Source organism: Streptomyces araujoniae, assembly GCF_050871195.1.
Taxonomy (GTDB): Bacteria; Actinomycetota; Actinomycetes; order Streptomycetales; family Streptomycetaceae; genus Streptomyces; species Streptomyces bacillaris.
In genome coordinates this window covers 7,222,543-7,235,663 of sequence record NZ_CP194070.1, presented here as the reverse complement: position 1 = coordinate 7,235,663, position 13,121 = coordinate 7,222,543, and the positions used below count along the sequence as shown (strand labels likewise).

14 protein-coding genes are annotated in these 13,121 nt (G+C 72.8%); 5 read left to right on the top strand and 9 right to left on the bottom strand.

Annotated elements, in window-relative coordinates; genetic code table 11:
* Positions 1 to 53: 53 nt before the first annotated feature.
* From ACQ9ZG_RS30615 to ACQ9ZG_RS30595, 5 genes are all read left to right on the top strand, one after another.
* The gene (locus tag ACQ9ZG_RS30615) at positions 54 to 722 is read left to right on the top strand and encodes a TetR/AcrR family transcriptional regulator (RefSeq protein ID WP_109914056.1); all 669 of its coding nucleotides are present in this window, start codon (positions 54 to 56) and stop codon (positions 720 to 722) included.
* 258 nt (positions 723 to 980) lie between these two features.
* The gene (locus ACQ9ZG_RS30610; RefSeq protein ID WP_499281438.1) at positions 981 to 1,763 is read left to right on the top strand and encodes an SDR family oxidoreductase; all 783 of its coding nucleotides are present in this window, start codon (positions 981 to 983) and stop codon (positions 1,761 to 1,763) included.
* A 114-nt stretch (positions 1,764 to 1,877) separates the two neighbouring features.
* Entirely contained in the window at positions 1,878 to 2,915 is a 1,038-nt protein-coding gene (locus tag ACQ9ZG_RS30605) for an SPFH domain-containing protein (RefSeq protein WP_084990638.1), read from the top strand.
* Positions 2,912 to 3,811, top strand: coding sequence for an NAD(+)/NADH kinase (locus ACQ9ZG_RS30600; protein ID WP_109917144.1), 900 nt, complete (start codon positions 2,912 to 2,914; stop codon positions 3,809 to 3,811). The genes ACQ9ZG_RS30605 and ACQ9ZG_RS30600 overlap by 4 nt, the downstream gene beginning before the upstream one ends.
* Positions 3,812 to 3,995: 184 nt before the next feature.
* Positions 3,996 to 4,526 (top strand): nucleotide triphosphate diphosphatase NUDT15, encoded by a 531-nt coding sequence (locus ACQ9ZG_RS30595; protein ID WP_109917145.1) that lies wholly within the window; start codon positions 3,996 to 3,998, stop codon positions 4,524 to 4,526.
* On the opposite strand, the gene ACQ9ZG_RS30590 is transcribed toward ACQ9ZG_RS30595, so the two are convergent.
* The 9 genes from ACQ9ZG_RS30590 to ACQ9ZG_RS30550 form a co-directional block, all read right to left on the bottom strand.
* A complete protein-coding gene (locus tag ACQ9ZG_RS30590; protein ID WP_109917146.1) occupies positions 4,489 to 5,844 on the bottom strand; it encodes an ammonium transporter in 1,356 nt (451 codons plus the stop codon). The genes ACQ9ZG_RS30595 and ACQ9ZG_RS30590 overlap by 38 nt on opposite strands.
* A 79-nt stretch (positions 5,845 to 5,923) precedes the next feature.
* The gene (locus tag ACQ9ZG_RS30585; protein ID WP_415742349.1) at positions 5,924 to 6,943 is read right to left on the bottom strand and encodes an urease accessory protein UreD; all 1,020 of its coding nucleotides are present in this window, start codon (positions 6,941 to 6,943) and stop codon (positions 5,924 to 5,926) included.
* A 1-nt stretch (position 6,944) separates the two neighbouring features.
* Entirely contained in the window at positions 6,945 to 7,565 is a 621-nt protein-coding gene (gene ureG / locus ACQ9ZG_RS30580; RefSeq protein ID WP_018487324.1) for an urease accessory protein UreG, read from the bottom strand.
* Positions 7,566 to 7,609: 44 nt separating this feature from the next.
* Positions 7,610 to 8,437 carry an urease accessory protein UreF gene (locus ACQ9ZG_RS30575; RefSeq protein WP_499281437.1) on the bottom strand — a complete coding sequence of 276 codons (828 nt, stop codon included), beginning with the start codon at positions 8,435 to 8,437 and terminating at the stop codon, positions 7,610 to 7,612.
* Between the two features lie 3 nt (positions 8,438 to 8,440).
* A complete protein-coding gene (gene ureC, locus ACQ9ZG_RS30570) occupies positions 8,441 to 10,165 on the bottom strand; it encodes an urease subunit alpha (protein WP_018487322.1) in 1,725 nt (574 codons plus the stop codon).
* Positions 10,165 to 10,764 carry an urease subunit beta gene (locus ACQ9ZG_RS30565; RefSeq protein WP_109914229.1) on the bottom strand — a complete coding sequence of 200 codons (600 nt, stop codon included), beginning with the start codon at positions 10,762 to 10,764 and terminating at the stop codon, positions 10,165 to 10,167. Before ACQ9ZG_RS30565 ends, ureC begins: the two co-directional genes overlap by 1 nt.
* Positions 10,761 to 11,762 (bottom strand): sirohydrochlorin chelatase family protein, encoded by a 1,002-nt coding sequence (locus tag ACQ9ZG_RS30560; RefSeq protein ID WP_109914228.1) that lies wholly within the window; start codon positions 11,760 to 11,762, stop codon positions 10,761 to 10,763. Before ACQ9ZG_RS30560 ends, ACQ9ZG_RS30565 begins: the two co-directional genes overlap by 4 nt.
* Positions 11,763 to 11,766: 4 nt before the next feature.
* Entirely contained in the window at positions 11,767 to 12,072 is a 306-nt protein-coding gene (locus ACQ9ZG_RS30555) for an urease subunit gamma (RefSeq protein WP_018487319.1), read from the bottom strand.
* Between the two features lie 55 nt (positions 12,073 to 12,127).
* Positions 12,128 to 13,090, bottom strand: coding sequence for an urea transporter (locus tag ACQ9ZG_RS30550; RefSeq protein WP_109914231.1), 963 nt, complete (start codon positions 13,088 to 13,090; stop codon positions 12,128 to 12,130).
* Positions 13,091 to 13,121 lie beyond the last annotated feature (31 nt).

The window sequence follows — 13,121 nt, the reverse complement described above, 5'->3', positions numbered from 1 at the left end:
CGGTACACTGGCGTATCGAGAACCTCGCCGCACCGCCGCAGGAGGGACACCCCATGCCGTCGCCCGATTCCGTACGTTCCGTACCGGAGCCGGCCCCCGCCTCACGCCGGTCGAAGATCACGCCGGAGCGGGCGCAGGAGCTGTACGCGGCGGTGCTGGACCTGCTGCGGGAGAGCGGCTACGAGTCACTGACCATGGAGGGCGTCGCCGCCCGGACGCGGTGCGGCAAGTCGACGCTGTACCGGCAGTGGGGCACCAAGCCGGAACTGGTCGTCGCCGCGCTGCACGGCACCCGGCGGATGCGGCTCCCGGAGATCGACACCGGGTCGCTCGCCGGGGACCTCCTGGAGGCGGCCCGGGCGATCGGCGAGGCGTCGGAGCGCGACACCCCGCTGATGCACGCGCTCAGCCATGCGGCGCTGCAGAGCCCCGAGCTGCTGTGCGCGCTGCGGGAGGCACTGATCGTCCCGGAGGTCGCGGCGATCGACGCGATGGTGCGGCGCGCCCAGGAGCGCGGCGAGATCGCGGCGGAGGTGCCGGGCGCGGAGTACGTGGCGGCACAGCTGCTCGGCGTGATGCGCGCGCGGCCGCTGCTGGAGGGGCGGTACGCCGACGCCGCCTATCTCGGCAGGTTCGTCGAGAAGGCGATCCTGCCCGGACTCGGGCTCGACCCCGGAGGGGAATCCGGCCCCGGACCCACGGCGGGGACGCCGGAGTCCTGAGAGACGTGGACCGCCCGTCCCAGCGGATGGGGACGGTACACCCGGCGCCGCACCGTGGGGACGGGGGCGGCGCGACGCCCGGGCGGCCGGTGACTTCTCCGGAGGTCACCGGCCGCCCGTGTTCGTCTCCCGCGCACCCCAGAGGACGCCCCCCCCGCCCGCTCGCCGCACCTATCGCACCTAACAAACGATTGGTAGATTCGCCGGACGCGCACGAGAACCACCGGGACCACCGGGACCACCACCGAGGGGCGGACCATGGAACTGGCCGATCCGATCGACTTCACCGGGCGGGCGGTGATCGTCACCGGGGGCACCAAGGGCATCGGCGCCGCGATCGCGGAGGCCTTCCTCGCGGCGGGCGCGGAGGTCGTGGTCTGCGGCCGCGGCGCACCCACCGCCCTCCCCTCGTCGGGCGGGCGGAGCGCCGCCTTCCACGCCGCGGACGTCCGGGATCCGACGGCGGCGGCCGGACTCGTCGCGGCGACGGCCGACCGGCTCGGCCGGCTCGACGTCCTCGTCAACAACGCGGGCGGCTCCCCCGACGCCGACGCCGCCACCGTCTCCCCGCGCTTCGTCGAGCGGGTCGTCGCCCTCAATCTGCTCGCCCCCTTCTACCTGGCCCAGGCCGCCAACCTGGTCATGCGGGAACAGCCGGAGGGCGGGGCCGTGATCAACATCGGCAGCGTCTCCGCGCACGACCCGCAGCCGGGCACCGCCGCGTACTCGGCGGCGAAGGCGGGGCTCCGCGGGCTGACCCGGGCGCTGGCCCTGGAGTGGGCGCCACGGGTCCGGGTGAACCACATCACCGCGGGCCTCGTCCGCACGGCGGACGCCACCGCGCTCTACGGCGAGGACGGCGGCGCCGCGGTGGCGGGCGTCGTACCGATGGGGCGGCTGGCGGTCCCGGCCGACGTGGCGCACGCCTGCCTCTGGCTCGCCGGGCCGCACGCCGCGTACGTCAACGGCGCCGACCTGGCGGTGCACGGGGGCGGCGAGATCCCGGCCAGGCACCTGGCGCGCCGGGCGCCACGGTCCTGACCCCACCCCTTCTCGTCACCTTGACCATATAAGGCTCGACCCCTTATCGTCCTCATGACGAGATCAGGAGCGCGTGCGAGTCCCCCGTACGCGTCCGAGTTCAAGGGGGTCCCCATGGCCGACATCACCCGGCGCTTCGGCTGGCGGCATCTGCGCTCCGCGCCCACCGCCCACATCCGCCACCACAAGCGCGGCACGCTCGCCCACGACGGCCGGGGGCTCAGCTTCTGGTACCGCTCGCTGTCGGCGGCGCTCTCCGAGGTGCCGGTCGACGACCGGGAGCTGGCCATGGCGTTCCACGCCCGTACGGCGGACTTCCAGGACGTCACCGTCCAGGCCACCGTGACCTACCGGGTCAGCGACCCGGCCCTCGCGGCCGACCGGCTGGACTTCTCCGTCGACCCGGACACCGGGAGCTGGCGCGGGGCGCCGCTGGAGCAGATCGCCACCCTGCTCACCGAGACCGCACAGCAGCACACGCTGGACGTGCTGGCCCGCACCCCGCTGGCCGAGGCCCTGGTGGACGGGGTCGCGTCCGTACGGGACCGGGTCGCCACCGGTCTCGCCGCCGAGCCGAGGCTCCCCGCCACCGGGATCGACGTGGTGGCCGTGCGGGTCGTGGCGATCCGCCCCGAGGCCGAGGTCGAGCGCGCCCTGCGCACCCCGGCGCGCGAGCAGATCCAGCAGGAGGCGGACCGGGCCACCTACGAGCGGCGCGCGGTGGCCGTCGAGCGCGAGCGCGCCATCGCGGAGAACGAGCTGGCCAGCCAGATCGAACTGGCCCGGCGCGAGGAGCAGTTGGTCGACCAGCGCGGCACCAACGCCCGCCGCGAGGCCGAGGAGAAGGCCGCCGCCGACGGGGTCCGGACGGAGGCCGAGGCGGCGCGCAAGGTGCGCCTGGCGCGTGCGGAGGCGGAGGCGGCGCGGGCGACGGGTGCGGCACGCGCCGAGGCGCAGGCGGCCTGGCTGCGGGTGCACGGCGAGGTCGACCCGGCCACGCTGCACGCCCTGGCGGCGACCCGGCTCGCGGAGAACGTGCCGCGCATCGAGAGCCTCACCCTCTCGCCCGACGTCCTCACCGGGCTCCTCGCGAAGCTCGGCCGTCCGGAAGGCGGGGCGGCAGGCCGTCCGGAAGGCAGGGCGGGAGCGTGAGTCTGGCGCCCCGGGCCGTCCTCGTACACCGCCGGACCGAGTACGAGGAGCTGCTCGCCCGGCACGGTACGCACGGTCAGGCCGCGTTCTTCCTCTCCAGCCGGGGCCGCTCGATCGACGAGGTGGCCCGGCGCCACGAACGTACCCGGCAGGCCCTGCGGGACGTGGCGGCGGCCGTGCCGCTGACCTGGCGCTCCACCCGGGTGGAGCGGGCGGACCTGGACCGGTTCCTCTTCGCGCCGGAGGACGTGGTGGTCGTGGTCGGCCAGGACGGGCTGGTCGCCAACGCCGCGAAGTACCTGTCGGGGCAGCCGGTGGTGGGCATCGACACCGACCCCGGCCGCAACCCCGGCGTCCTGGTCCGCCACCGGTGCGCCGACACGGCCGCCCTGCTGCGCGCCGCGACGGCGGACGGGGGCACGGTGGAGGCGCTGACGATGGTCGAGGCGGTCGCCGACGACACCCAGCGGCTGGTCGCGCTCAACGAGATCTACCTCGGCCCGCCCGGCCACCAGACGGCCCGCTACCGCCTCGCCTCCGACGGCGACGGCTCCCCGGGCGAGGCCCAGGCCTCCTCAGGGGTCCTCGTCGGCACCGGAACGGGCGCCACCGGCTGGCTCCGCTCCCTGTGGCTGGAGCGCGGCAGCACCGTGCCCCTGCCCGCGCCGTGCGACCCCCGCCTCCTCTGGTTCGTCCGCGAGGCCTGGCCGTCCCCGGCGACCGGCACCTCGCAGGTCTCCGGCCGGCTGGGCCGGGGTCAGGGGCTCCGGCTCACCGTGGAGTCGGACCGGATCGTGGTGTTCGGGGACGGGATGGAGGCCGACGCGCTGGAGCTGACCTGGGGTCAGAGCGTACGGCTGGGCATCTCGGCGACGGCGCTGCGGCTGGTGGTCTGAGCGGCGTCCGCCCCGGCACCGGCAGGCGCACCGGGCCCGGGGCCGGATCCGGCCCATCCCCGCGCCCGGCGGCCGGGGGTGTCGTTACGGTGTCCCCGTACGACCGACGGCCCGGCGTCTCCCGGAGACGATCCCGGAGACCGGAGCACGCCGGAGACCATCCCGGAGAGCGGAGAGCAGCACGATGTCCACGGAGACGGCCGAAGCCACCGGCCCCCTCCCCCGCCCCTCCCGCAACACCCGCCCGCCCACGGCACAAGCGGCCCTCGGCGTCGGCGTCATCGTGACGGACGGACGGGGGCGGGTGCTGCTGGGGAGGCACCACAGCGGTACGTGGGAGCTGCCCGGCGGCAAGGTCGATCCGACGCACGAGTCGGTCGCGGCGGCCGCGGTGCGCGAGCTGCGCGAGGAGACCGGTCTGGTCGTGGACGAGAGCGCGGTGGACGTCTTCGCCATGGTCCACGATGTGATCGGCGGGATCAACCGGATCAGCATGGGAGCGCTCGTACGCCTGGGCTCCGGGGTCCCGGAGGTGACCGAGCCGGATCTGATCAGCGCCTGGCGGTGGACCGCCCCCGAGGAGCTGCCCGCGCCGCTCTTCGACCCGTCGGCCCAGATCCTGGCGGCCTGGCGCCCGGATCTGGAGGTGGCCCATCCGCCCGCGCACGTACTGCCGATCAGCGCGAGGCCTGACGGTCCCGCAGCAGCCGGCTGATCTGCCGGACGATCTCCTCGTCGCTGGCGGCGGAGGCGGTCCTGCCCGCGACGATCTCCTCCAGCCGCCCGGCGGTCCGGAAGTCGTACGCGCGCTCCTCCTCCTTGCCGGGAACGCCCTCGTACTCCTCGGTGGCACGGAACCCGACGGTCCGGTCGACGGCCTTCGCGATGAGCCAGGTCAGGACGAAGGAGAACGCCATCACCGCGACGATCGCCACGAGCTGCTTGCCCAGCAGCGCCCAGCCGCCGCCCTCGAAGAGCCCCTTCTGACCGCTGATCCGGGCGGTGGCGAAGAGGCCGACCATGATGAGCCCGATGAAGCCGCCCACACCGTGCACCCCGACCACGTCGAGGGTGTCGTCGATGCCGAAGCGGTACTTGAGGGTGACGGCGAAGGCGCTCACCGCGCCCACGACCAGGCCGGTGACGACCGCGCCCAGGGTGTCGATCTCCCCGCAGGCGGGCGTGATGGCCACCATGCCGGCGACGGCGGAGGAGACGACGCCCATCGTGCTGACGCCGCCCGTCCGCCACTTCTCCACCAGCGGCCAGGTCACCATGGCGCCCGCGGCGCCCAGTTGTGTGTTGATGAAGGCAGCGGCGGCGGTCCCCTGGTCGGTCAGCGCGGAACCCGAGTTGAACCCGAACCAGCCGAACCAGAGCAGCCCCGCGCCCACGACGACCAGCGGGATGTTGTTGGGGCGCTCCTCGCGGCGGGCGAAGTCGCGCGGCGCCCTCAGCACCAGGGCGACGGCCAGACCGGCGACCCCGGAGTTGAGTTCCACCGGCAGCCCGCCCGCGAAGTCCAGGGCGCCCAGGTGCTTGACAATCCAGCCGTCCTCGTCGAACACCCAGTGCGCGAGGGGTACGTAGACGATCAGCAGCCACAGCACGACGAAGACCAGCCACCCCCTCATCGTGGCCCGGTCGGCGATCGCACCGCTGATGAGGGCGACGGTGATGATCGCGAACCCCATCTGGAAGGTGGCGTAGACGTAGGTGGGGATGTGGCCGGTCAGCGTGGTGAGCCCGATGTCGTTCATGAAGACGTGATCGAGGTTGCCGATCAGCCCCGCTCCCCCGACGTCGGGCCCGAAGGCCAGCGTGTAGCCGACGGCCCACCAGACCAGCGTCCCGAAGGCCAGGGCGGCGAAGCTCATCTTGATCATCATCAGGACGTGCTTGGTGCGCACCATGCCGCCGTAGAAGAACGCCAGCCCCGGTGTCATCAGCAGCACCATGGCCGTGGCGGCGAGCAGCCAGGCCGTGTCGCCGGAGTCGTAGGCGGGTGGCATCGGTGCGGGAGCGGTGATCATCGGCGGGATACCTCGCTGAAGGGCTCGACAGGGCGGGCGGGAGGGACGGCGCGGAAGGCGGGCGTCGGGGCGGTCGGCGCTAGGGCTTGCGCACCGGTGGGGCCGGGTGGCCGGTGAGAAGCCGGTGCACGGCGGCCCAGGCGGCGGTGTGCGCGGCGGCGACCCGGACGGGGCTGTCGTCCAGGAGCCGCAGCCAGGCGCCGCACTCCCGGGGCAGCACGCTCACGCCGTAGGTGACCCCGTGCCCGGCCACCGCCTCGTGCAGGACGTCGGCGACCTCGGTGGCCGGGGCCCGGTCGGTGACGGCGTAGAGCGAGCTGACGTGGTCGTGGCCGGCGAACACGGCCGGGCCGAGGACCCCGGCCCCGTCCGCGTCCGGGGACAGCCGCTGGGTGTCGACGGCCAGGAGCGTGCCGTCGGGCCGGCCGATACGGAGATCGGCGGCGAAGACCCGGTAGGCGTGCCGTTCGCCCCGGGCGAGCCGCCCCGCGGTCACGGTGTCGCCCAGGACGACGGTGGCACCGGGGGCGACGGTGACCTCGGTGCTCTGGTAGAAGCGGGACCCCTCGAACGGGATCACCGGGTCCGGCAGGTACTCCACGTACGCGCCCTCGTCGGCCGTCAGGTGGACCCGCTGGGCGGCGTAGTCGTGTTCCATCCGGAAGACCTTGGTCGCGGCCTGGGTCGTCAGATGGACCTCGGTCCCGGGGCCGCACCGGAAGTCCATCCGGTAGCGGTCGGCCTGCGCCACCCCGCCCCCGGTGGCCATCAGGCAGACGTAGGTCATGCCGGGCAGGGCGGGGTCGGTCCAGAGCGGGCGGATGATCTGGAGCGGCGACTTCTGGTACCGCTCCACCAGTTCGGTACGCCCGCCCCGGACCGCGAACCCCAGATCGAGGATGCCGACCTTGGCCGGGGAGCCCGGGGCCAGCGTGTCCGGCGCGGAGCCCAGGGCCGCCACCTCCGGGGGCAGCCGCTCGACGCCGTAGTACCGCTCGTCGAGCCGGTCCGGGCGGGTCGTCGCCCTGGGCGTCCCGGTGACCGTCGGCGACGCGGGCGACGTCGGTGTCCTGGCCTGCGACGGCGGCACGGTCGTCATGTCAGATCAGCACCTTGCGGCGGGATTCGAGGAAACCCAGCACATCGGCCACCCCGGCGCCCGTCAGGCAGTCGGTCAGGAGGACCGGGCGGTCCTCCCGGACCCGGTGGGCGTCGGACTCCATGACGCCGAGGTCGGTGCGGACGTACTGCGCGATGTCGGTCTTGTTGATGACGAGGAGATCCGAGTCGGTGATGCCCGGTCCCCGCTTGCGCGGCATCTTCTCGCCCTCGGCGGTGTCCAGGACGAAGACGAAGACGTCGGCGAGGGCCGGGCTGAACGTCAGGGTGAGGTTGTCGCCGCCGGACTCGTAGAAGAGGGTGTCCGTGTCGGGGAACCGCTCCAGCAGCTCGGCGCCGGCCGCGAGGTTCATCGTCGGGTCGTCGCGGACCGCCGTGTGCGGGCAGGCACCGGTCTCGACGCCCACCACCCGCTCCGGCTCCAGGACCCCGGCGAGGGTGCGCCGGATGTGCTGGGCGTCCTCCTGGGTGTAGATGTCGTTGGTGACGACGCAGGGGCGGCGGCCGTTCGCGATCATCAGCGGCACCAGCGCCTCGATGAGCGCGGTCTTGCCGGATCCGACGGGTCCGCCGATACCGATGCGCAGTACGTTGTCGTCCATGGGGCTTCTCCCTGGCTCGGGGGTGATCGGGGTGGGGGAACGGTTCAGCTGGCGAAGAGGCGGGCCTCGGCCCGTTCGTGACGGCCCGACATGATGTCGGAGGCGAAGGCGGTGGCGCCGACGTCGGCGAGTTCGCGCCGCAGCGCCGCCTCGACGGTCCTCTCGACGGCGGGCGCCACCGCGTGGAGCATCACCTGGGCCCGCCGGTGGTCGGTGAGCCGCAGCCGCAGGGCCGCGCCCGCGAAGCTCGCGCAGAACGCGAACAGGTCGCAGGCGACGGCCTGGCGGACCGGCACTCCGGTGGCGGCGTAGGTGATCCCGGCGGCCACCGCCTGCGTACCGGGCACCTCACGGCGTACGACCCTGGCGTGGTATGCCGCGATCTCCGGGCGGCCGTAGACCTCGGCGGCCAGGTCGAGGAGCTGCCGGCCGGTGCGGGTGGCGGCCCGGCGCATCTCCTGCCCCAGCTTGGTGGCGAAGAGGTGCTCGTCCACCCGGGCCACGGCCTCCGGCCGCCCCTCCCGGGTGGCCCGGTGGGCGAGCGCGAGCGCGGTGGCGTCGGCCGGGCCGACCCCGTGGACCAGCAGCGACTCCAGCAGTGCGGGCAGCGTCTCGGCGTCCACCGCCCGCGCCTGGGCGAACCCCTCCAGGCTGTGCGACAGGGTGTAGAAGCCGCTGGGGAAGGCGGAGTCGGTCAGCTGGAGGCCGACCAGCAGGTGCGCGAGCGCCGGCCCGGCGTCCCCCGCCGGCACGGCGGGGGCGGAGGCCTGCGTGCGACTGCCGGATGTCCGCGTGCCGGGGCCCGGGGCGCTGGTTCCGCTGCCGGATGCCCGCGGGCCCGGCCCGGTGGTGTCGTGGTCTTCCCGGTACATCGCCTAGACCAGGAAGTAGAGGTGGTTGAGGGGCAGTTCCTCGGCCGGGTCGATGGTGGCGACCTTGCCGTTGAGCGTGACCTTGAAGGTCTCCGGGTCGACCTTGATGTCCGGCAGCGCGTCGTTGCGGACCATGTTGTGCTTGCCGATGGTCCGGGTGCGGCGGACGGGCAGCACCGTGCGTTCCAGGCCGAGCGCCTCCGGGACGCCCGCCGCGATGCCCGCCTGCGACATGAACGTGACGTGCGTGGCCTGCTGCGCCTTGCCGTACTGCCCGAACATCGGCCGGTAGATCACCGGTTGCGGGGTGGGGAGCGAGGCGTTGGGGTCGCCCATCTGCGCCCAGGAGATGATTCCGCCCTTGATGACCATCTTGGGCTTGGCGCCGAAGGAGTGGATGGGCCAGAGCACGATGTCGGCGATCTTGCCCTTCTCGATCGAGCCCACATGGTCGGCGATCCCGGTCGCGATGGCGGGGTTGATGGTCACCTTGGCGAGGTAGCGCAGCACCCGCTGGTTGTCGTTGCGCGCCGAGTCGCCCTCCAGCACACCGAGCTTGTCCTTGCAGTGGTGGGCGGTCTGGAAGGCACGGGTGAACGACTCCCCGACGCGCCCCATGGCCTGGGAGTCGGAGGAGAACATGCTGATCACGCCGAGGTCGTGGAGCACGGTCTCGGCGGCGATGGTCTCGGCGCGGACCCGGCTGTCGGCGAAGGAGACGTCCTCGGGGATGTCATGGCTGAGGTGGTGGCAGACCATGACCATGTCCAGCAGTTCGTCCACCGAGTTCTTGGTGTACGGGAGGGTCGGGTTGGTCGAGGACGGCAGGATGTTCGGCTCGCCCGCCACCCGGAGGATGTCGGGGGCGTGTCCGCCGCCCGCGCCCTCGCTGTGGAAGGTGTGGATGGTCCGGCCGTCGATCGCGGAGCGGGTGTCCTCGAAGAACCCGCTCTCGTTGAGGCTGTCGGTGTGGATGGCGACCTGGACGTCGTGCTCGTCGGCGACGCTCAGCGCGTTGTCGATCACGGCGGGGGTCGCCCCCCAGTCCTCGTGGACCTTGAGGGCGCAGGCGCCGGCGAGGACCTGCTCGTTCAGCGCCTCCGGCAGGCTGCCGTTGCCCTTGGCCATGATGCCGAGGTTGACCGGGATGCTCTCCGAGGCCTGGAGCAGCCGGGAGATGTTGTACGGGCCCGGGGTGCAGGTGGTCCCGTTCGAACCGTCCGACGGGCCGGTGCCGCCGCCGATGAGGGTGGTGATGCCGTTGGTGAGGGCCTGTTCGGCCTGTTGCGGGGCGATGAGGTGGACGTGGGTGTCGATGGCGCCCGCCGTGGCGACGAGGTGCTCACCCGCGATGGCCTCGGTGCCGGGGCCGATGATGAGGCCCGCGTCGACCCGGTCCTGGGTCTGCGGGTTGCCGGACTTGCCGATGCCGACGATGAAGCCGTCCTTGATGCCGATGTCGCACTTCACGACGCCCACGACGGGGTCGATGACCACGACGTTGGTGATCACGGTGTCGAGCGCTCCCTGCGCGCTGGTCGCCTGCGGGTCCGACGCCATGCCGTCGCGCATGGTCTTGCCGCCGCCGTACAGGACTTCGTCCCCGTACTGGCCCTCGCTGTAGTCCTTCTCGACCTCGACGACGAGGTTGGTGTCCCCGAGGTGGAATCGGTCGCCGACGGTCGGACCGAACATGTCGGTGTACTGCTTGCGCGGCAGGATGGGCATCAGCGCGACCCCTTCTTCTGCTGGGAACTCTTCGGCTTGGCACTGTTGTTCTGGGAGCTCTTCCGCTGGGAGCCCTTCGGCCCGGGCCTCTTCGCGGTCTCCGTCTTCTCCGTCTTCTCCTCGGACTTCTTCGTCGTCCGGTCGGGGCTCTTGCGGTCGGGACTCCTGCGGCCGGGCTTCTTCCGCTCGGGGGAGGCTTCCTCGTCCGTCCCGTCCTGTGCGCTGTTCCGCGCGCCGGCGAAGCCCCGTTCGATCGCCTTGCGGACCGCCTCGACCTTGGCCGGGTGCGAGACGAGGCTGCCGTTGAGGAGCCCGCTGAAGCCGACCAGCCGCCCGGTGCCGGCGTACTCGCACAGCTCCACCTCGCGCGTTCCGCCGGGCTCGACGCGTACGGAGGTGCCGGCCGGGATGTTGAGGTGCATCCCGAGCGCCCGCTGCCGGTCGAAGGAGAGGGCGGAGTTGACCTCGAAGAAGTGGTAGTGCGAGCCGATCTGGATCGCCCGGTCGCCGGTGTTCTCGACCGTGAGCCGGACGGTCCTGCGCCCGGCGTTGATCTCGATGGGTTCCTCGCCGTACAGGTACTTCTGACGGAAGCTCATGCGGTGCTCCTGATGACATGTGCCGCGCTGGGGACGTGGGGACGCCCGTGGTCGTGGGGACCCGCGCCCGGGAGGTGGGTGTGTCCGTGCTCCGCGCCCGAGGCGTGGGGGTGGTGATGACCGTGACCGTCGCCCGGTGGGTGGGAGTGGTGGTCGTGGCTGGGGCCGTGCCCGTGATCCGCGCCCGGCGGGTGGGAAGGGTGGCCATGGTCGTGGCCGTGATCCGCGCCCGAGGTGTGGGAGTGGTGGTCGTGGCCTTCGCCCGGCGGGTGGGTGTGGTGGTGGCCGTGGTCGTCTGCGGCGGTGAGCCCGCCCGCGATCCCGTCGTCCCGGTGTGCGCTCCACCGCTGCCGGGCGTCGGCCACCCGTTCCGCCAGGACCCTGGCCAGTGCGGCGCGGGAGACCGTCCAACCGGCGGAGACCACCGTGACGCCCGGCACGTCGGGGGGCTCCACGGGGGCGAACCCGGCGGTCAGCAGCGCCACCTCCGCCGCGCCGAGGAGCCCGCAGCGCCGTACTCCTTCGGCCGGGTCCGGGTCCCCGCCGATGAGGGCCACCTCGACGAGCCGGTGGACCCCGTTGCCCCGTACGAGCCGGGCGATCCGGTACAGCCCGGCGTCCTCGAACAGCCCTCCGGACGGGGCGGTGACGAGGAGGGCCGATGTCTCCGGTACCCGGTTCGCCGCCGCCCGCAGCCAGGCGATCAGATGGCGGTCGGTGCCGAACGGTTCGGCGAGCAGGGTCCCGAGAGCCTGTCCGGACGGCAGGGCCCGCAGCGTGCGTGCGGTGTCCGCGACGAGTTCCGGGTCCCTGCCCAGGGTCATCGGGACGACACAGGCACGTTCGCCCGAGCGCCGCAGACCGGCTAGGGCGCGGATCAGTTCGCGCCCGCCCGTGACCACGAGGACGTCGGGACCGACGAGGTCGTGCAGAGCCTCGCCGTAGCCGGCTTCGTGGCCGCACACGGCGACCGTACGGCAGAGGTCGTGACCGGCCACGGGATCAGCCGCCGATGGGGTCGTGGCAGGAGACCAGCTTGGTGCCGTCCATGAAGGACGCCTCGACCTGCAGCAGCCCGAGCATCTCCCGCACACCCGGCATGGTGTCGTCCTCGGAGACGACCTGGCGGCCCAGTTCCATGCAGTCCGCCACGCTCCTGCCGTCCCGGGCCGCTTCGAGGATCGCCTCGGTGATCAGCGCGACGGCCTCGCTGTAGTTGAGCTTGAGGCCTCGGCCCTGGCGCTTGCGGGCCAGGTCGGCGACCACGTAGACCAGCAGCTTGTCGATCTCGCGGGGGGCGAGGTTCATCGTCGTACCTTCCTCAGGGTGTCGTGCCGGGGGAACGGAGGGGCGGAGAGCCGGGTCAGTCGCTCCGGCGGAGGCGGGGCAGCAGGGGGACGGCGGCCATGAGCACCCAGGTCGTGAGGATGAACGGCCAGGTGAAGGTGTGACCGCCGAAAGGCTTGAAGAGTGAGGTCAGCGACGCGGTGAGACCCGTGCTGACGGCGGCTCCGAAGAGCGCGTAGGCACCGTTGGCGGCCGTTCCGGCGAGGAAGACGGCTCCCAGGGCGATGGCGACCAGCACGGCGTTGTAGCCGTAGATGCCGTTCCTGATCAGCTCGGTGGGAGCACCGAGGGCCCAGGCGGTCACGATCCCGGTGACGCTTCCGGCCGCGGCGGACAGGACCACCCGCGCCCCGGCACAGGCCAGCCCGGCGAGCATGATGAGCCCCACGTACCACTCGTCCACCAGGAAGACCTGCGACACGTTGGTGAAGAAGGCGTGCCAGAGGTCGTCCCAGGTGATGGCGGTGTCCCCCGTGGTGGGCGACGGGACGGGGTCGGGGGCCCCGTTCCAGATACGGCTGAAGGACGGTGCGCCGAGCACCATGACGCCCGACACGAGGCAGAAGGGCGCGGTGAGCGCGGTCAGTCCGTACGGGCCGAGCAGCGTGGTCAACGCCGCGGTGAGCAGGGTGCACACGATCGCGCCGACGACGGCGAGGATGTACGTGGCCGGGTGGTGCCCCAGCGAGACGACCAGCGCGATGCCGGTGAGGCACCCGCTGTAGCCCTGGAGGCCGACGGCGATGCTCGACCGGTCCACGCCCAGGGCGTAGGCGGTGGCCGTGGAGACCAGGGTGCCCAGGGTCGCGAAGAGGCCGATCTTCCAGCCGGCGCTCCACAGCGCGGCGAGGATGAGGAGGCCGGTCCAGATCAGGGGCTGGAGGTCCACCTGCCCGACCCCGCGCAGCGAGGCCAGGAGGAGACCCGACGGCTCCCGCTTCTGCAGTTTCGCGATGATGTCCGGTTCAGCGACGGGCACGAACGACTCCGGCATACGAGGAGAGGGCCGG